This window comes from Chitinophaga sp. (assembly GCF_039596135.1).
GTDB lineage: Bacteria > Bacteroidota > Bacteroidia > Chitinophagales > Chitinophagaceae > Chitinophaga.
Genome location: NZ_JBCNKH010000022.1, coordinates 14756 through 33045 on the forward strand (window position 1 = coordinate 14756; position 18290 = coordinate 33045).

General features: G+C 46.6%; 17 protein-coding genes. 8 read left to right on the top strand and 9 right to left on the bottom strand.

Annotated elements, in window-relative coordinates; translation table 11 throughout:
• The first annotated feature begins 13 nt into the window (after positions 1 to 13).
• From ABDW16_RS14765 to ABDW16_RS14780, 4 genes are all read left to right on the top strand, one after another.
• Positions 14 to 823: a tyrosine-protein phosphatase gene (locus ABDW16_RS14765; RefSeq protein WP_343670691.1), complete on the top strand. Its 810-nt coding sequence runs from the start codon at positions 14 to 16 to the stop codon at positions 821 to 823.
• 206 nt (positions 824 to 1029) lie between these two features.
• Complete coding sequence (locus ABDW16_RS14770; protein WP_343670692.1) at positions 1030 to 3492, top strand: hypothetical protein; 2463 nt, start codon at positions 1030 to 1032, stop codon at positions 3490 to 3492.
• A 70-nt stretch (positions 3493 to 3562) separates the two neighbouring features.
• On the top strand, positions 3563 to 4582 hold the full coding sequence (locus tag ABDW16_RS14775) for an aldo/keto reductase (RefSeq protein WP_343670693.1): 1020 nt from the start codon (positions 3563 to 3565) through the stop codon (positions 4580 to 4582).
• A gap of 40 nt (positions 4583 to 4622) precedes the next feature.
• Positions 4623 to 4979: a four-helix bundle copper-binding protein gene (locus ABDW16_RS14780; protein ID WP_343670694.1), complete on the top strand. Its 357-nt coding sequence runs from the start codon at positions 4623 to 4625 to the stop codon at positions 4977 to 4979.
• Here ABDW16_RS14780 and ABDW16_RS14785 read toward each other — a convergent pair.
• The 8 genes from ABDW16_RS14785 to ABDW16_RS14820 form a co-directional block, all read right to left on the bottom strand.
• Positions 4969 to 5430, bottom strand: a complete 462-nt coding sequence (locus ABDW16_RS14785) for a 4'-phosphopantetheinyl transferase superfamily protein (RefSeq protein WP_343670695.1) — start codon at positions 5428 to 5430, stop codon at positions 4969 to 4971. The genes ABDW16_RS14780 and ABDW16_RS14785 overlap by 11 nt on opposite strands.
• Positions 5427 to 5675 (bottom strand): acyl carrier protein, encoded by a 249-nt coding sequence (locus tag ABDW16_RS14790; RefSeq protein WP_343670696.1) that lies wholly within the window; start codon positions 5673 to 5675, stop codon positions 5427 to 5429. Before ABDW16_RS14790 ends, ABDW16_RS14785 begins: the two co-directional genes overlap by 4 nt.
• Positions 5668 to 6945 carry a beta-ketoacyl-[acyl-carrier-protein] synthase family protein gene (locus ABDW16_RS14795; RefSeq protein ID WP_343670697.1) on the bottom strand — a complete coding sequence of 426 codons (1278 nt, stop codon included), beginning with the start codon at positions 6943 to 6945 and terminating at the stop codon, positions 5668 to 5670. Before ABDW16_RS14795 ends, ABDW16_RS14790 begins: the two co-directional genes overlap by 8 nt.
• A 7-nt stretch (positions 6946 to 6952) precedes the next feature.
• Positions 6953 to 7411 (bottom strand): FabA/FabZ family ACP-dehydratase, encoded by a 459-nt coding sequence (locus ABDW16_RS14800; RefSeq protein ID WP_343670699.1) that lies wholly within the window; start codon positions 7409 to 7411, stop codon positions 6953 to 6955.
• Positions 7412 to 7414: 3 nt separating this feature from the next.
• The gene (locus ABDW16_RS14805) at positions 7415 to 8221 is read right to left on the bottom strand and encodes an SDR family oxidoreductase (protein WP_343670701.1); all 807 of its coding nucleotides are present in this window, start codon (positions 8219 to 8221) and stop codon (positions 7415 to 7417) included.
• A 91-nt stretch (positions 8222 to 8312) separates the two neighbouring features.
• Positions 8313 to 9365, bottom strand: a complete 1053-nt coding sequence (locus tag ABDW16_RS14810; protein ID WP_343670702.1) for a type III polyketide synthase — start codon at positions 9363 to 9365, stop codon at positions 8313 to 8315.
• Positions 9362 to 10072: a methyltransferase domain-containing protein gene (locus tag ABDW16_RS14815; protein ID WP_343670703.1), complete on the bottom strand. Its 711-nt coding sequence runs from the start codon at positions 10070 to 10072 to the stop codon at positions 9362 to 9364. Before ABDW16_RS14815 ends, ABDW16_RS14810 begins: the two co-directional genes overlap by 4 nt.
• Positions 10072 to 11196, bottom strand: a complete 1125-nt coding sequence (locus ABDW16_RS14820) for an NAD(P)/FAD-dependent oxidoreductase (RefSeq protein WP_343670704.1) — start codon at positions 11194 to 11196, stop codon at positions 10072 to 10074. Before ABDW16_RS14820 ends, ABDW16_RS14815 begins: the two co-directional genes overlap by 1 nt.
• Positions 11197 to 11423: 227 nt before the next feature.
• On the opposite strand from ABDW16_RS14820, the gene ABDW16_RS14825 reads away from it, so the two are divergent.
• Positions 11424 to 12284: a hypothetical protein gene (locus ABDW16_RS14825; RefSeq protein WP_343670705.1), complete on the top strand. Its 861-nt coding sequence runs from the start codon at positions 11424 to 11426 to the stop codon at positions 12282 to 12284.
• A 197-nt stretch (positions 12285 to 12481) separates the two neighbouring features.
• On the opposite strand, the gene ABDW16_RS14830 is transcribed toward ABDW16_RS14825, so the two are convergent.
• On the bottom strand, positions 12482 to 13633 hold the full coding sequence (locus ABDW16_RS14830) for a putative sensor domain DACNV-containing protein (RefSeq protein ID WP_343670706.1): 1152 nt from the start codon (positions 13631 to 13633) through the stop codon (positions 12482 to 12484).
• A gap of 115 nt (positions 13634 to 13748) precedes the next feature.
• Between ABDW16_RS14830 and poxB the strand changes: the two genes are divergently transcribed.
• The 3 genes from poxB to urtA all read left to right on the top strand — a co-directional run bounded on the left by poxB (position 13749) and on the right by urtA (position 18284).
• Positions 13749 to 15470 (top strand): ubiquinone-dependent pyruvate dehydrogenase, encoded by a 1722-nt coding sequence (poxB, locus tag ABDW16_RS14835; protein ID WP_343670707.1) that lies wholly within the window; start codon positions 13749 to 13751, stop codon positions 15468 to 15470.
• A 216-nt stretch (positions 15471 to 15686) separates the two neighbouring features.
• Positions 15687 to 16961: a hypothetical protein gene (locus ABDW16_RS14840; RefSeq protein WP_343670709.1), complete on the top strand. Its 1275-nt coding sequence runs from the start codon at positions 15687 to 15689 to the stop codon at positions 16959 to 16961.
• A gap of 33 nt (positions 16962 to 16994) precedes the next feature.
• A complete protein-coding gene (gene urtA, locus ABDW16_RS14845) occupies positions 16995 to 18284 on the top strand; it encodes an urea ABC transporter substrate-binding protein (RefSeq protein ID WP_343670711.1) in 1290 nt (429 codons plus the stop codon).
• Positions 18285 to 18290: the final 6 nt, after the last annotated feature.

Below are 18290 nucleotides of genomic sequence, written 5' to 3' on the forward strand. Positions count from 1 at the left end.
TCAAACTAACATCATGAAGAAATTAATTTTGGCAGGCGCTATGCTGGTGCCCTACATCGCTTTTGCCCAACTGGCAGATAGTACAAAACGTGTGGTGAAAATGCAGGGAACTGTGAACTTCCGGGATGCGGGCGGGTATCGTACCCAAAATGGTAAAACAGTGGCCTGGGGCAGGGTATACCGCTCTGCGGATGTAAGCAAACTAACCGAACAGGATTTGACAATCCTGGAGCAAAAACATATTCATACCGTCATAGATTTTCGTGGCGTGAAGGAATCTGCCGCGGCACCGGATCATTTACTCCCTGGTACAAAGTATACCCTGAGTCCGGCAGGAAGCGACAGTCTGCCGGATGCCAAAGCGATAGTAGCTGCCATCAAAAAAGGAGATTTTATGCTACAGTTCTATAGCAATGTCACCCCACTGGGTGAACGTTACAAACCCCTCTTTCAGCAGTTACTCACCCTGCCGGATGGCGAAGCCATGATGTACCATTGTACCGGTGGCAGGGACAGAACCGGGATGGCCACTGCCCTGTTCCTCTATGTACTGGGGGTAGATCAGGCCACTATAGAAGCAGATTATACAGCGAGCAATGTGTATCTGGAACCGATGACGTCGAAAATGTACAGGGGGCTGACCACGGGCACAGGACTGACGGAGGCAGAAGTGCGGAATGCGATGGAGTTAAAGCCGGAGTATATAAAGGCGATGTTTGGGGCTATTAATAAAAAATATGGCAGTGTGGAAGGGTTCTTTAAGCAGGAAATGGGAATTGGAGAAAAGGAGTTGAAACAGTTAAGAAAGAAATATACAATTTAAGTAGGTGTAATCCGTTTTAAAAAAATCGCTTTTGCTGCTGGCAGGAGCGATTTTTTTATGGGCAAAAGGCGTTAACTTTATTCATTATATAAATTATTTATTTTATTAATAAAAACCAATCCTGTAATTATTCGCCCATTTAAAAACATCATCTTAGTATATTTATCTCTTATTATTGATATTGCAGTGTAATAAATAAGTTCCGCATGGCCTCTTCAACGAATAGAAAGTACACCCGGTTAAAATGGATCATCCCAGCCTGTGTGATTGGATTTTTCTCAATTTTCGCCAGTCTGCCGATAGATGGGCTGCCTGAAAAGGTAATGAAAGCGCTGGAAGAATTTGCCAAACGTAATCCGCAGGAGAAAGTCTATCTGCATGTAGACAGAGATTATTATGCTACCGGAGAAACCATCTGGTTCAAAGCATATATCATGATGCAGAACCAGCCTTCCCTGACAGCGACCAACCTGTACGTGGAATTGCTGGATAAGAAAGGAAGTATCGCAATGAAAAAACTGCTGCCTGTGGGCGGCGCTGGTGCATCCGGCAATTTTGTGCTACCTGATACCCTTCCGGCAGGCAATTACCAGCTCAGGGCATATACTGCCTGGATGCTCAACTATGACACCGATTACCTGTTTTATAAAAATATTGCGATTTACGATAGCCGCAAACGCAATGCTTTGCAAAAACTGGATAGCACTGCTATCGTGAGCAACGACTTCTCTGTACAGTTCTTCCCCGAGGGGGGTAACCTGATGAATGGGGTAAGCAGCACCGTGGCGTTCAAGGCCCTCAAGGTGGATGGTTATCCTGTAGAAGTGAGTGGCAAAATCGTAGACAACAAAGGTAAAGTAGTTGCCCAGATTAAATCAGAACACGACGGGATGGGGAGCTTTGACCTGGAACCTGCTAAAGGCGTGACCTACAAAGCACAGATGCAGAGCGCAGATGGCAGCAGCAAAGAATTCACCCTGCCTGCGGCTAACGGCAAAGGAGCTATGCTGAAAGTGTTCAACAGGGGCGCGCGCATTTTTTACCAGACTACCCTCGCCAACACTTTAGATACCGCCTATGATGACCTGATGGTATTTGCCCAGATGCAACATCAGATGGTATACAGGGCCATGCTGAAAGTATCTGAAGGCCGGATCAGCGGTTTTATTCCTACGAATATGCTGCCAAGCGGTATCCTGCAAATTACCCTCTTCAGCAGCCAGGGTGTACCATTGTCTGAAAGACTGGTATTCGTACGCCAGAACGATCAGCTGGACCTGACCCTGCAAAATGCAAACATCGGTAAGGAAGAAAGGGAAAAGAGCACCATCGAACTGCTGGTACCTGAGAAAATGGCCACCAGCCTTTCCGTTTCTATTACAGATGCCGATAAGGTACACCCGGCGATCGATGAGAACAACATCATCTCCAGCATACTGCTGACTTCCGACCTGAAAGGATACATTTATAATCCTGCCTGGTATTTCAAAGATACGTCTGCCACTACCCTGCATGCACTGGACCTGGTGATGCTCACAAATGGATGGAGAAGGTTCGTATGGAGCAAAATCCTGAACGATACCCTACCGAATATCCGCTATCCTTATGAGCAGGGTATCCGTTTGAAAGGTAGTGCGTATGCGAATAATGGGAGTATTGTGATGGCGAATGGAAAGGTAGATTTCATTATCAAAAACCCGCTGGATAGCACCACTTCTTTTGCATCGGCACCTACAGATAATAAGGGCGACTTTGTGCTGGATGGTTTACAATTTATGGATACGGTAAACATCTTTTACCAGGGGAATGACAAGATGAAGCGATACAGCAACGTGATTGTGAAGTTCAATAACCACTTCTTTGACAACAGTGTGCCGGTGAAAACGCCGTATGCTGCGAAGAACCCGGTGGTAATGGATGCCAATATGCTGAGTGCTTACCTGAATACGGCGTATGAGAATGGGCGTATTGCCAAGTCAATCGCAAGCCGTTCTATTTTGCTGAAAGAATTCAATGTGACAGAGCGTAAGCAAACACAGGTACAGACCACGGAGAGCCGTTATGTATCAGGCATGTTTACTTCTGACAACGGTTATAGTTTTGACCTGACGAAAGAAACGCCGACTGCGCTGAACGTATTCCAATACTTACAGTCCCGGGTAGCAGGTTTACAGATCACAGGCGATTACAATAATCCGAGTATGACATGGAGAGGTGGTACCCCTACCCTTTACCTGAATGAAATGCCGACAGATAAAAGTATGCTGGCCACGCTCAACATCAATGATATTGCGCTGGTGAAAGTGTTCAGACCTCCGTTTATGGGGGGTGTAGGCGGCGGCTCCAATGGTGCGATTGCGATCTATACCAAGAAAGGTGGCGATAATAATGGTGCGGACGGTGTGAAAGGATTTGAGCTGTATAGAAAAGCGGGTTATAGCATTGTGAAAGAGTTCTATGCACCGGATTATAGTCAGCGGAAGGAGATTTACAGTCTGCCTGATAAACGACTGACTTTGTACTGGAATCCGAATGTGGCGATAGATTCTATTACGCATACGGCCACGCTGACTTTTTATAATAACGATATTCCTTCATCACACTTCAGAGTGGTGGTAGAGGGTATTGGAGAAGATGGAAGAGTGGGAAGAGTGGAGCAGACTTACTAAGGTTTGATATCTTTTTAAATAGTAAAAACCCTCTGTATTATGCAGCGGGTTTTTCTGTTTAAATTAGGATATGAAATACAATTTACTGGGCAATACCGGCCTTAAGGTATCAGAGCTATGTTTGGGTACGATGACCTTTGGTGGCAAAGACAAAGGCATATGGACCGCTATCGGGCAAGTGGAGCAGGATGGTGTGAATGAGTTGGTGAAGAGCGCGGTAGATGCGGGGATCAATTTTATTGATACCGCGAATGTATATTCGGAAGGTGTGTCTGAAGAGCTGACTGGAAAAGCGATCAGGCAACTGGGATTAGACAGGGATGAGCTGGTGATAGCGACGAAAGTGAGGGGCAGAATGGGGCCTGGACCAAACCAGGTAGGGTTGACGAGGAAACATATATTACAACAGGTGGATCAAAGTCTGAAACGGCTACAGATGGATTATATAGATCTGTACCAGATACATGGATTTGATCCGCTCACACCGCTGGAAGAGACCCTGAGTGCACTGGATACGCTGGTGAAAAGTGGTAAGGTGCGCTATATTGGGGCCAGTAACCTGGCGGCGTGGCAGCTGATGAAAGCGTTGTCTTATTCCCAGTATAAGGAGGTGGCGAGGTTTGTTTCTTTGCAGGCGTATTATACAATTGCGGGCAGGGACCTGGAAAGAGAGGTAGTGCCTTTGCTGCTGGATCAGCAGGTGGGTTTGATGGTGTGGAGTCCGCTGGCGGGGGGATTGCTGAGCGGGAAGTATAAGAGAGATCAGCAGGGGCCGGAGGGTTCGAGGCGGGTGGCTTTCGATTTTCCGCCGGTGAATAAGGAGAAGGCATTTGATATATTGGATGTAATGCAGGAGATAGCAGCGCGCAAGCAGGTTTCTGTGGCGAGGTTGGCACTGGCATGGCTGCTGCATCAGAAAGTGGTGACGACGGTGATTATTGGGGCAAAGCGTCCGGATCAGCTGGAAGATAATATAGCAGCGGTGGATGTGGTATTGGAGGAGGATGAGTTGAAGCGATTGGACGAGGTGAGTAAACTGGGACCGGAGTATCCGGGGTGGATGTTGGAGTTCCAGGGGGCGAATAGGTAAGGCATGGTCATTGTGGTTTATTTTACAAAAATCTACCACCATGATGAATCAACAACAATACCAGGAATGCATCAATGCATGTACGGAATGTGCCAACACATGCGATTATTGCGCTTCATCCTGTTTGAATGAAGCAACGGTAATAGACTTGCGCCGTTGTATCCGGTTGGATCTGGAGTGTGCGGCCATATGCCGCGCGGCGGTGGAAGTGATGAGTATAAAGGGGCTGTATAGTGAGCAGCTTTGTAATATTTGTGCGGAGATATGTCGTGACTGTGCAGAAGAGTGTCAGCGGCATGCGGATATGGGGATGGAGCATTGCAGGGAGTGTGCGGATGCGTGCAGGAAGTGTGCGGCGGTTTGTGAAGATATGGTGCACCAGGCGGTCAGGCAGTAGTTTTCTGTTTCACCATGGCCCAATAACGCCCATGATGGCTAATTGACACAGGTTGATTATCTATCATGGGCATTCCATGCTCATCTTTGTAATATTTAATAGTAGGATCTGTACACACCTCTAATTGTGGAAATAAAACAGGGTTTGTGGCAGCAATGGTGTGGATGAATTCGTTGGTAATTTCGCTTTTAATAAAATATTCTTTTCCTGCATGCAGGAAGATGGTTGGGGAATGCCAGGTAATGGATAATGGCGCGTAGCGGCGTTGCAAAGTAGCTCTGTTTATAATTTTGTATACAGCTTCTTTGGCACTCCATAACCACCATACGGTTTTGTCATCATAGATCAGCGACTGTTCTTTTGGGGTAAAAATTTTGGAGAGGTAATTGGGTCTTCGCCAATTACTCTCCACAGCGGCAGTGCGCAGGTCTATTATATCATTTCCAATCATGCCAGCTTAGCTTCTATAATTTCCATGGCGGATTTTACATTCACCATCTTTTCCATAGATTCATTATCGATCACAATATTATATTTCTCCTCCACATCCAGTATCACATCTACCAGGTTTGCAGAATTGATCTTCAGGTCATTGATAAAATCTGTATTCTCATTGATATTTGCCAGTGCTGCTTCATCTTTTGCATATGGCTTTACAATAGCTTTCAGCTCGGCAATTAAGGTTTCTTTATCCATTGGTATATTTTTTCAAGATTACACAGGCATTGACATCTCCAAATCCAAAACTGGCTTTGGCGATGATGTTTAAATTTATATTTATCAGCTCACGGGGCACGCAGGCTTCGTCAATAATAGCACTAATTTCAGGATGCAGGTCGTCACAATTGATATTTGGGAAAAGAAAGCCTTCTTTTAATTGTAACACAGCAGCCACCAGTTCTATGCTACCCGCCCCACTCAGGCAATGTCCTACCATTCCTTTCAGGGCATTGACATAAGGAAAATCCTTGCCGGAACGGTGCAGGGCTTTGCTCCAGTTTTCTATTTCCAGCGAGTCTTTGCTGGTGGCGGTCAGGTGACCATTGATGGCGTCTATATCCATACCTGTTATACCAGCCTGAACCAGGGCCTGGGCAATGCAACGCTGTACAGCCACACTGTTGGGGGCCGTCATAGTGCCGTCGCCTCTTTGGCCGCCGGAATTTACATGACCACCCAGCACTTCTGCGTAGATGGTAGCCCCTCTTTCAAGGGCGCTTTCCAGTGACTCCAATAATAACGCTCCGGCCCCACTGCCTGGTACAAATCCACTGGCAGAAGCGCTCATGGGGCGGGAACCTTGTGCAGGGTTTTGGTTATGCCTGTAGGTACACACTTTCAGAGCGTCAAATCCACCCCATATATAAGGGCCTGCATCGCTGGTACTGCCGGCGAGCATTCGCTTTGCCTGGCCGTTTTTGATGCGTTCAAATGCCATGAGCAGGGATTCAGCCCCGGTGGTACAGGCAGATGAATTGGTAGTGACCAGGTTGCCGAGGCCCAGTTTACCACCCAGCCAGGCACTGATGCCGCTGGCCATGGTTTGCGGTACAACGGTGCTGCCGAGCTTTCTTACCTGGAGGGCGTCTACTTTATAGATGGCTTCTCTTAGTTTATCTATGCCGGAAGAACCTGCTCCAAAGATAACCCCACTATCCCAGTCGGGGTCATTGCTTTCATTTGGTGGGAGGGCTGCATCTTTCCAGGCATCGATGCCGGCGATAAGGCCGTAGAGAATGCCACTGCTGTTGAAGTTGCGTAGCTCCAGGGGGTCGAGGTATTGCAGTTGCAGTTCTTCAGATACTTCGGGTTTGCCGGCTATCTGACAGGAAAATTGTAATTCAGCGAGTTGAGGATCATGGCGGATGCCGGAGGTGCCGGTTTTGAGGGCTTTTGTAAAAGCAGGTATACCGACTCCGTTTGGAGCGGCCACGCCTAGTCCTGTGATTACAACTCTCTTGTTCATAGATTTTTTATTGCTGTTTTTCTGCCAATGGCTTTGCAATCACCATCCCGGAAATGGTACCTGCACACACTTCCCTGCCTGCAGCATTCCGCATACTCACTTTACATTTCAATTTCCCAAAGCGGAAATATTGTTTTTCAGAAGTCACTGTTACTTTCTCACCGGGAAACACCGGGTGCATAAACTCAATTTCGGTAGCCGTCAGGCCAAAGCCCATGCCGCTACCTTCGGGCACCCCACCTTTAATATAAATTCCAAGGCAGACCAGGCCAATCTGGGCCATCGTTTCGGTAAGTACCACCCCTGGTGTGACAGGAAATCCTTTAAAGTGTCCTTTGTAAAAATCCATGTCTGCATGGTACGTAAAATGCCCTACCACCTTATCACAATCAATATAATCCAACCCATCCACAAAAAGGAAAGGCGGAGAATAAGGCAGGCAATGAAGTATGTCGTGTGTAGTCATGATCTAACAGATATGTGCGCCTCCGTCTACTGGTATGATAGCGCCGTTGATCCAGGCAGCTTCATCTTTACATAAAAGATAAACAACATTGGCCACATCTTCGGGGGTAGTAAGCCGCTGGAAAGGATTGCGGGCTTCGCTCCAGGCAATCAGCTGTTCGCTACCGGGTATGAGTTGCAGAGAACGGGTATTGGTAGTACCTGCCTGGATACAATTGGACCGGATGCCCAGGGGCGCGAATTCCAGGGCAATGTTCCTGCTGATGGCTTCCAGGGCCGCTTTGGCAGCAGATACTGCGCCGTAGTGCTTCCATGCACGGTGACTGCCTTCGCTGGTGAAGGATAGTACCCTTGCGTCAGCGGCAAACAGGCCCTTGTGCGACAAGTCTTTTACCCAATCATAGAGGCTGTAGGCCATGCTATCGAGGGTAATGCGAAAATCATCTGTACTGAGCGCATTGCTGCCACTCTCTCCTTCAGGAAGCATTGCCTTCAGCGTGCCTCTCGCTATACTATGCACCATACACCTCACTTTCCCCTGCGCTCCCATACCGTTTTGCAACGCATCTGATATATAGGCCCGCTTGTCAGCACGTGTAACATCTGCATTAAAAGTAAGCACCTGAACACCTCTGCTTCTCAACCCTTCAAATGCAGTATTCACCTTTTCCATTTCCACCCCGGGGTCACGATGAACAATACAAAGATGCATGCCATGCGCAGCGAGTTTTTGGGCAGCTGCAAGACCAAGGCCGGAACTACCGCCAAGTATAATAGCCCAGTAATGATGATCGCTGAATTCGTTTGCCATTATGCCAGTACTGATATGCTTCCTTTAATGCTAAAATAATGATTTTATCAGGTTTTTAGAAGTGCTACACCTTGCTATGCCAGATGAAGGACTACCATTGCAGCAATATTCGCTGCGCCGAAAAACCCGGTCCAAAACTCAACATCAATCCTCTTTCCCCCGCCGGCACCTTCCTATCCATAAACCTTTCCAGCACATAAAGCACCGTAGCACTCGACATATTTCCATACAACCGCAATACCTCCTTCGTATCCTCTATATTCTTTCCCAAATCATGGAATAACTCCTCCACCGTCTGAATAATCTTCTTTCCGCCCGGATGAAATATAAAATGTTGGATCTCTTCTATCGTAAACCCATTCCTCGACAAAAAAGGATGAATAATATCCGGGAAATGCGCCGCTATCTGATTCGGCACTTCCACATCCAACACCATCTGCAAACCGGTATTAGTAAGCCGGAAACCCATCAGGTGTTCTGCCTCATAAAAATGATACATCTCCTCCCCTAATATCTCCGGCCCTTCATCATCAGGATGAGAAGATAAAATCACACATGCCGCACCATCTCCAAAGATCGCTGCACTGACTATATTAGGCATTGAAAAATCGTCCAGCTGAAAAGTAGCAGTAGGCGATTCTACCGCAATAACCGCCGCCCGCTTACCCGGGTTTGCCTGCAGGAATTTCTTTGCGTAAATCATACCTGATACACCCGCTGCACAACCCATCTCCGTCACCGGGAGTCGTACAATATCCTGTTTTAACTGCAACGCATTGATCAGGTAAGCATCCAGCGAAGGAATCATGATCCCGGTACAACTCACTGTAATAATATAATCCAATGACTGCGGCGACAGCCCTGCTTTTGCCAGCGCCCCTTCCAGGCATTCTTTTCCCAGTTTGATCACTTCCCTTACATACAGGTCATTCTTCTCTTCAAAACTGGTCTTTGTAAATACATCTTCCGGGCCCATGATAGAATACCTTCTTTCCACCGCTGCATTCTCAAAAATCTTCTTCACCTTCCTGGCGAAACGATCTTCCTGCCCGGACAGCCACATATCCAGGAACGGCATAATTTCTTCTGTTGTACGTGTATGTGGCGGCAATGCCTTTGCTACCGACTGAATTTTGACACTCATAAATTTGATATTATCCACTGGTAGCGGTAAACCCATTTCCACCTGAGGGTATATTGAACGATATTTAACGACGTTGCAAATGCGAGCAGCTCTTTTCTTTTAAAACCACGCAGAATGGAAACGCGTCCATCTGCCTTTGCCATTGGGCCTAACCTCCATAAAAAACTAAACAGGCTGAATAAATAATATGCCACCCTGCTGCGATGCAGATCATTGATCACTATTCCTATGCGTGCAGTGCGGCGTAACAATTGCAGCAGTTCTTTTATTTCTTCGTCTGTAAAATGATGCAATGTTAATGTACAAAGAACGATATCATATTTGCTTTCGGCAAATTCTGCTGAAAAGATATCTGTGCAATGATAACTGATTTCAGGATAACCGGCGGACAGTGTAATGGCATGTGCGATGGTAAAACGGTTTGCATCGATGCCCCTGAGCTGCAAGGTACGCCCTTCTTTGCGGGCCACAGCAGCCAGGGTACGTAGCATATCTCCATTCCCACAACCCAAATCAGCTATACTAACGGTTTTGTCTATAGGAATGGATTGCAGTAACTGGCGTATTCCCTGTACAGTAATACGGTTACCTCCGAGTAACTGGTTTATCCCTGCAATCTCATCGAGGGTTTGTTTAAGGTTGTCTCCCGCCATCTGGAAGTCGTCCATGATCTCGGGGGCGGATGTTCTCTGACTGGTACTGATCATTAATTATTGTGCTTCACTGTTAAAGGCTGTCCATGTGTTTGCCGGATAATCACCGGCAATAATGCAGGCATTGCAACCACTGTTCCCATGGTCATGCCAGAGAGCCATGGATGCATAAAGATGGATGAAAGCAAGCTGCCAGCTTTCATGCGTTTCCCGAACTGTTTTTGCCAATTGCGCGTATATTCTTTTTCCAGTATCGCCCTTGGCTGCCCCTGTAATATTTGCCGGGCTGCCAGCTGTGCGCTGCTGATTGCCATCGCCATTCCATTGCCACAGAGCGGATGAATCAGGCCGGCGGTATCGCCTGTCATCAATATATGCTGATCTACTTTTTTCTTTTCTGAAAATGAAATCTGGCTAATAGTCAACGGCCGGTCAAAGAGCGGTTCACTATTGGAAAAGACCTCTTTTAAATAAGGATTTTCATATAGCACTTCCTTACGGTGCTCGTCGATATTCTTATAATTTTTAAAGGTGTCGTAATTTACCAGGTAGCAGACATTAATGATATTATCTTCTACTTTCGACACTCCGCAATAGCCCCCTGTGAAATTATGCAATGCCACCAGTCCGTCGGGAAAATAACCCCGATAATGCGCTTTGACTGCCAGCCAGGGAGATTTCTTTTCCCAGAACTCCCTTTTAAGCTGCTGGTCGAGTGCGGCCCGCTTACCATAGGCACCAATGGCTTGTGCGGCAAACAGTGTACCGTTTGCTACTGTTTCGATTGCAAACTGTTCATTTACAAAGGAAATATTAGTGACTGTGTCTTGCAGAAGGTTGACACCGTTGTGTACGGCCTTTTCCATCAGGAAAGCATCCAGTGTGTAACGGCTGATACCGAAGCCTCCAAGGGGAAGGCGGGTTTCTACTTTTTTGCCGGTAACTGTGGAAATACATACCCTTTCAATGGGTGCCGGCGACAACACAGCAGGGTCGGCATCCAGCCATTGTAAATAGGGCAATACTTCATTTGAGATGTACTCTCCACATACTTTGTGTCTGGGGTAGGAATGCTTCTCGATGACAGTAACATACAACCCTGCTCTTGACAGATGAATTGCGGCGGTAAGGCCTGCCAGTCCACCACCTATGATAATGACTTCGCGAACTGGTTGCATAGTTGTAAATTCTTAAGCAAGTGTACACATATTTTTTAATACATGCGAAAAAAATCGCATTCGCCTTCTGTAAGGAGCGAGGGCGGCAATGGCCTGCGGCCGGCTTAGAACGTGCTTTTGCCGGCGGGAATAAAATATTTTTTTCCGGGCAGGCAACCTTTTCAATTTAACTACCGTATTACCATTTCGGAGTGCACATCCACATTTAATCATTTAACTGTAAACAGATGAAATCTAAAACATCTATCCTGGTTGCTGTAGCAGCAATATCGTGTGCATTCCTCACATCTTGTAGTAAGGATGACAACAAAGACACCAACACACCTGACAAACCGGTTGCAAAGGTACAGGTGGCTACAGATGCGACTTTAGGCAAAGTGCTGACAGACAGTGCAGGCAGAACCCTGTATTTTTATTCTAAAGATGCAGGCGATACTTCTACCTGCACTGGTGGTTGTCTGGCTGCATGGCCACTTTTTTATAATGCAGATCTGGCATTGAGTGATACGAGTCTGCACGCATCAGATTTCGGTACGATTGTAAGACGCGATGGTTCAAAACAAACTACTTACAAAGGCTGGCCACTGTACTATTATGTAAAAGATACTTTGCCTAAACTCACACTGGGTGAGAAGGTTGGGAACGTATGGTATGTAGCAAAACCTGATTATAGCGTGATGCTGGCAAATGCACAACTGGTAGGCAATGATGGTGTAAACTACACCAGCGCGTATGTAGCAGGTAATGAAATTACACAGTATATAACAGATGCTTATGGCAGAACATTGTATGCATTCTCGCCGGATAAGTTCAATACGAATACTTTTACGAAGGCAGACTGGTCTAACAATGGTATCTGGCCGGTATATGAATCTGATGCATTTAAGTTCGCGCCTTCATTGCTCACTAAAAGTGATTTTGATACAATACATGTTTATGGACATGTGCAGTTAACTTATAAAGGATGGCCACTATATTACTTTGGTGCGGATGCTATGACAAGAGGAAAAAATAAAGGTGTAAGCGTACCTAGTCCAGGTGTATGGCCAATAACGAATAGCAATAGTGTGATAGCACCCCAACCATAGTTCCGGGCCCTCTGTCGTCTGAATCTATTATTCCCGGATTATAAGAGGGATGAGCTGGCTGGTCTTTTCAGGCCAGCTTTTTTTCTTTACTTAATTTGCCTGAACGTGAGGCTCATTCTCCCGTTCAGTGTATCCGTAGCAGGTATAGCCCCCTGCATGACCAATAAAATCAGGTATAAATGTAATTCCATCCATAACTACAACAATAATATATCTATGCGGTGTGCCTGTACGATCTGATCGGCCATCGACCAGGAGAATACAGTAAAGAACCCATCCTGCGAAGCTACCAGCGCCAGCGCATCCCGCTGATCATGAACAAACTGGGCCGCTGAAAAATGCCTTGTTCCGCCAATACCCGAAGGGTGCATTAATACCGGCCTGCCATCTGTGACCGGCTCTATGTACAAAACCTGTTCCACCTGGGTACCATCACTGGCACGGGCTATCTTGGATCCAAATGTGAGCAGTTCATGCTTGTCATTGATCACCGTTGCACCATCTACAGCAGTGAGTCCGGAGATGTTTTCCACTTCTCTGCGCAACGCATTTTGCCAGTATAGCTCTGTTACTTTGCCACAGTTTTGTCTTAATAAATCTGCCACACCTGAAAAGGGTGGCGCCACCGGGTACTGTAAAGGATGAATAATTGAGCTCTTCCAGTTGTCATGCTGGGAAGGCACTACCAATAAGATTCCACCCCGCTGATGTGAGCGCATAGAAACTGCAATCTGGATCAATACATTGACCGGGTCATTCCATACGCCGGAAGAATCATGACCTAATAATGAAGAGAGGATGGCAGGGGTATCAATTCTGCGTGAGCAGCTTTCATCTACTATCTTTACCTGGTCGCCTTTTAACATGGCCACATTTGCAAACTTACCCATCCCGATGATGCGGCGGTGCTTTACGACCAACAATCCAGGTTCCGAGACATCCAGTACAAAACAGTAATTGGGGAGTTTCATAGTAGTCCCCCAGATAAACAATTCCTCCCCTTCATACCACACCCCAATATGAATACCTGCTCTTTCCACACCGGGAGCAAGCTTGGTCAGCACCCTGGGATCCAGGGGCATAGGTTGTTCAAACAGCAAAGGTCTGCCCGCCTGTGACGGCGGCAAAAAAGCAAGGGAAATCCGGATGGGTACTCCTTCTTCCCTGCGGAGACTGGCCCAAAATGCCACGTCAATCATTTTTTCGATCACACTTGCCCCAGGTGCATAGGCAAGATCTTCTTCCCCGTTTTCGCTGGCCAGGTTTAAATGGTGTAAGAAATGGGTCGCTATTGTGCCGGCAACTTTTGAAGCTGCCTGGTATGTAGATCCGAACGAAGTTACTTCCATAGACCAAAGATAATAAATTGCATGGCTCGTATAATTCCCTGTTATTGTTGACAAATTCCACACCCCAACCTGCTGCTGGCAGAAAATTTGTGACCATTCATAAAACTCAAAGTACATGGCAAAAACAATAGCAGCCCAACTCGTTGCACAGCTTGTAAAAGCCGGTGTAAAGCGTGTGCATGGCGTAGTAGGCGATAGTCTGAACGGCATCGTCGATGAAATCAGGAAACAGGAAGGGATTGAATGGGTCCACTACCGGAACGAGGAAGGAGCGGCATTTGCAGCGGGGGCAGAAGCACAGCTGACCGGCACACTCGCGGTATGTGCGGGGAGTTGTGGCCCTGGTAACCTGCATCTCATTAATGGGTTGTACGATTGCCATAGAAGTATGGCCCCCGTATTGGCCATAGCCGCACACATTCCCAGTATGGAGATAGGTACCGGATATTTCCAGGAAACACATCCTGAATTGTTGTTCAGGGAATGTAGTCATTATTGTGAAACGATTGCTTCTTCCCGCCAAATGCCACGGGTGTTGCAAATTGCCATGCAAAATGCCATAGGCCAGCGGGGGGTGGCTGTCATTGCCATTTCGGGAGATGTAGCCCTGGAAGAAATGGACGACGATACGCTGGAACACCCGATCATGCAGCACTTGCCTGTAGTAAGACCTAAGGACAGCGACCTGGATACACTGGCGGGTATGATTAATAAAGCAAAGAAGATCACATTATTATGTGGCAGTGGCTGTGCCGGTGCACATGATGAGCTGATGGATTTTGGTGCAAAAGTATTATCACCTATGGTCCATGCGCTCAGGGGCAAAGAGCATGTAGCCTGGGATAATCCATATGATGTTGGGCTGACAGGCCTGATCGGTTTTACCTCGGGTTACCAGGCCATGCATGAATGTGACCTGCTGATTATGCTGGGGTCTGACTTTCCATACTCCACCTGGTACCCGGATGCACCCATTGTGCAGATTGACCTTCGCCCTGAAAGACTGGGCAGAAGGTGTAAACTGACCCTGGGTTTAGTAGGCACTGTAAAAGAAACCCTGGCAGCGCTACTGCCGCTGATTGAAGCAAAGGATGACCGCAGCCACCTGGAAAAAGCACTGAACCGTTATATAGAAACCAAACGCCAGCTATCTTCTCATGCCAGCAGTACCAGCCAGCCTATTCATCCTGAATACCTGACCATGTTATTGAGCGCAGCTGCAGACCAGGATGCCGTATTTACCTGCGACGTAGGAGAACCTACCGTATGGGCAGCAAGATACCTGGATATGACAAAGGAAAGACGCCTGATCGGTTCATTTAATCATGGGTCTATGGCCAGCGCCATGCCACAGGCAATTGGTGCACAGCTGGCATTTCCGGAAAGACAGGTCATCTCCATGTCTGGCGACGGCGGTTTTTCTATGCTCATGGGTGAGATCCTCACCATTTATCAATACAACCTGCCTGTAAAGATTATCATCTATAATAATAGTTCACTGGGTTTTGTAGCGATGGAAATGAAAGTGACAGGAATGGCCCCTTATGGTACTGATCTGAAGAATCCTAACTTTGCAAAAATGGCGGAGGCCATTGGCATTAAAGGTATCAGGGTAGAAGATCCGGCGGAATTACCGGGGGCGCTGGACAAAGCTTTGACTCATGAAGGACCTGTGGTACTCGATGTGGTGGTGAGTCCATCGGCACTGGTAATGCCACCAAAAATAGATATAAAACAGGCGAAAGGGTTCGGTATCTATATGATGAAACAGATCTGGAATGGAGAGGCAGGCGAAGTATGGGATACATTGAAAACGACCTTTTTGGAAAAAGAATGACCTTCTTAGACAGGGAGACTACTTAAGTAGTCTCCATATTACATTAAAACAAATTATATATATCATATTAATCAGTAAAATATCCATTTTTTAAGCACATTACCTCAAAAAACACTTGCATTTACCAAAGTAAACACTAATTTTATACGTAAGTACTACAGAAAATTCAACCAAACATCTACTTAAGTGTAAAATTAATTTTATAAAAATGTGTTTATGAAATTCTTCTCTACCACTTTGCTAATTATCTTCATTGTATGTGCTCAAATTGCCCGAGCGGAAGAAAACCCACCCAGGAAGAAGAGGAAGAGCCAACTGCTAAAGGAACTTCCTGCATCCATTAACAAGGACACAGCTACCGAAGTAACCAGCAGCGAAGCTGCCCCTTTCAAGCCCAGTATACAGGTGGGTGCCATTGTACACATGTTTGCCGGTGCAGAACAGGATGGATTTGGCAGTCCCAGCGCCAGTGCTGCCGCCAAAGACTGGAGCAAAAGCTTTACCCTGTATCGGGCACGTGTACTTGTAGGCGGACAGCTCTCTAAAAAAGGGAGCTTTTTTATGGAAACAGACCTGCCGTCAGCTATCGGGGTACAGCTGACGACCGGGAACAAAAATGTGAAAGTATCCCCTATCCTGCTGGACTGTCAGTATGAGTACGATTTTTCAAATGCATTTCAGCTGGTGGCTGGTATGCAACTGGTTTCCAACAACAGGAATGGTTTACAGGGCGCTGCCGGTTTGATGGCGAACGATTTCACCTTCTTCCAGTACCCTTACAACCTGTTTGCTACCAGTCCGCTAAACGGGAACTTTGGCCGCGACCTGGGCGTAAATGCCCGCGGGTTCCTGGCCAAAGATAAACTGGAATACCGCCTGGGAGTATTTACAGGCAGGAATACTGATGGCAAAGCACCTTTGCGTACTGTCGGCAGGGTGGCCTACAGCTTCCTGGACCCGGACAAGGATTATTACTATGCCGGCACTAAATTGGGAAACGGCAAAACATTTACCTGGGGTGCGGGGTTTGATGCACAAGGGTCTTACTACAACCTGAGCACTGATGTATTTTTAGACAAGCCGTTGGGACAGGCAGGCTCTCTGACACTCAACGCTGCTTTTCAATACATGACCGGAGGTACGGATACTATTTCGAAGTATTCATTTGCCAGGTTGATTCCAAGGCAAACCGTACAATTCCTGGAACTGGGATATTATTTTAAGGAGCCGAAACTACAACCATGGGTGAGATTTGAAAATCAACACATCATTTCTCAGCAAGCGCAGACAAGTGGCATCCCAACGTATGATTTCGACCAAACCAATTCAAGCTATGTTGTAGGCGGGGGACTAAATTACTTCTTCAATGGCACGGGTACCAATCTACGGTTATCGTATACCACCCGCTCCTATGATATTAAAGAGGCCACCGGCTATGCTAATAACACATTCGGACAGGTATGGCTGCAGGTGCAGTTCTTTATATTCTGATCCACATTATTTACCCTACATGTAATTACACATATGAAAACAACGCGCTATTTATTCGTTTTTTGCTTACTGGCTGCATTTGCCTCCTGTCATAACAATGCGCCCAAAACCCCTGAAAATACAGGTAATAATGATGAAACGGTAAAGATTGGGGTATTGCATTCGCTGAGTGGTACCATGGCGATCTCCGAGGTATCGCTGCGCGATGCTGTGCAGATGGCGGTAGATGAAATTAATGCTGCCGGCGGAGTACTGGGTAAAAAGATTGAACCGGTGATTGTGGATCCGGCTTCTGACTGGGACCTCTTTGCGGAGAAAGCAAAGGAACTCTTAATCGATAAAAAAGTATCTGCAGTATTTGGTTGCTGGACGTCTGTATCCCGCAAGTCAGTACTGCCGGTATTTGAAGAAAATAATGGCTTGCTCTTTTACCCTGTACAATATGAGGGCGAAGAGTGCTCTAATAATGTGATTTATACAGGTGCTACGCCTAATCAGCAATTAATTCCTGCGGCAGAATACCTGATGAGTGAGAAAGGCGGCGGGTATAAGAAGTTCTATCTTTTAGGAACGGATTATGTATTTCCCCGTACGGCGAATAAGATTCTGAAAGCTTATTTACTTTCCAAGGGCGTACCTAAGGAGAATATCATTGAAGAATATACCCCCTTCCATCACCAGGATTACCAGACCATCGTGTCTAAGATCAAACGCTTTGCTGCAGATGGAAAGGCCTGCGTATTGTCTACCATCAATGGTGACAGCAATGTGCCTTTTTATAAAGAGTTTGCCAACCAGGGGTTGTCTTCAGCCACCTGTCCGATTATGGCATTTTCTGTGGCGGAAGATGAATTGCGTTCAATGGATACAGAGTTCCTGGTAGGCCACCTGGCAGCGTGGAATTATTTCCAGTCAAATGATTCGCCTGAGAATAAAAAATTCGTGGCGGCATTCAAAGCTTTTTGCGAGAAGAAAGGCTTGCCTGGCGGGAATAAGAGAGTGACAGATGACCCTATCTGCTGGGCATACACAGGCGTGTACCTGTGGGCAAGAGCGGCCACTAAAGCGGGTTCTTTTGATGTAAATAAAGTAAGGGCTGCACTGTCCGGATTGGAGTTTGATTCTCCTGATGGAAAGGTGAAAATGGATGTAGGCAATCACCATCTGGCAAAGCCGGTGATGATTGGAGAAATTAAACCGGATGGACAGTTTGATATTATTTCTAAGACAGATAACCTGGTAAGCCCACAACCATGGTCACCATTGACATCTCCTGATAAGGATTGTGACTGGGTGAATCATAAGGGAACGTATACAAAATAAGAATCA

What these genes read in the sequence shown, in the direction of transcription:
- ABDW16_RS14785 (WP_343670695.1), bottom strand. Translation starts at nt 5,430, where the DNA reads ATGATTGGAAATGATATAATAGACCTGCGCACTGCCGCTGTGGAGAGT.
- ABDW16_RS14765 (WP_343670691.1), top strand. Translation starts at nt 14, where the DNA reads ATGAAGAAATTAATTTTGGCAGGCGCTATGCTGGTGCCCTACATCGCT.
- ABDW16_RS14800 (WP_343670699.1), bottom strand. Translation starts at nt 7,411, where the DNA reads ATGACTACACACGACATACTTCATTGCCTGCCTTATTCTCCGCCTTTC.
- ABDW16_RS14805 (WP_343670701.1), bottom strand. Translation starts at nt 8,221, where the DNA reads ATGGCAAACGAATTCAGCGATCATCATTACTGGGCTATTATACTTGGC.
- poxB (WP_343670707.1), top strand. Translation starts at nt 13,749, where the DNA reads ATGGCAAAAACAATAGCAGCCCAACTCGTTGCACAGCTTGTAAAAGCC.
- ABDW16_RS14830 (WP_343670706.1), bottom strand. Translation starts at nt 13,633, where the DNA reads ATGGAAGTAACTTCGTTCGGATCTACATACCAGGCAGCTTCAAAAGTT.
- ABDW16_RS14795 (WP_343670697.1), bottom strand. Translation starts at nt 6,945, where the DNA reads ATGAACAAGAGAGTTGTAATCACAGGACTAGGCGTGGCCGCTCCAAAC.
- ABDW16_RS14840 (WP_343670709.1), top strand. Translation starts at nt 15,687, where the DNA reads ATGAAATTCTTCTCTACCACTTTGCTAATTATCTTCATTGTATGTGCT.
- ABDW16_RS14770 (WP_343670692.1), top strand. Translation starts at nt 1,030, where the DNA reads ATGGCCTCTTCAACGAATAGAAAGTACACCCGGTTAAAATGGATCATC.
- ABDW16_RS14810 (WP_343670702.1), bottom strand. Translation starts at nt 9,365, where the DNA reads ATGAGTGTCAAAATTCAGTCGGTAGCAAAGGCATTGCCGCCACATACA.
- urtA (WP_343670711.1), top strand. Translation starts at nt 16,995, where the DNA reads ATGAAAACAACGCGCTATTTATTCGTTTTTTGCTTACTGGCTGCATTT.
- ABDW16_RS14825 (WP_343670705.1), top strand. Translation starts at nt 11,424, where the DNA reads ATGAAATCTAAAACATCTATCCTGGTTGCTGTAGCAGCAATATCGTGT.
- ABDW16_RS14780 (WP_343670694.1), top strand. Translation starts at nt 4,623, where the DNA reads ATGATGAATCAACAACAATACCAGGAATGCATCAATGCATGTACGGAA.
- ABDW16_RS14815 (WP_343670703.1), bottom strand. Translation starts at nt 10,072, where the DNA reads ATGATCAGTACCAGTCAGAGAACATCCGCCCCCGAGATCATGGACGAC.
- ABDW16_RS14790 (WP_343670696.1), bottom strand. Translation starts at nt 5,675, where the DNA reads ATGGATAAAGAAACCTTAATTGCCGAGCTGAAAGCTATTGTAAAGCCA.
- ABDW16_RS14820 (WP_343670704.1), bottom strand. Translation starts at nt 11,196, where the DNA reads ATGCAACCAGTTCGCGAAGTCATTATCATAGGTGGTGGACTGGCAGGC.
- ABDW16_RS14775 (WP_343670693.1), top strand. Translation starts at nt 3,563, where the DNA reads ATGAAATACAATTTACTGGGCAATACCGGCCTTAAGGTATCAGAGCTA.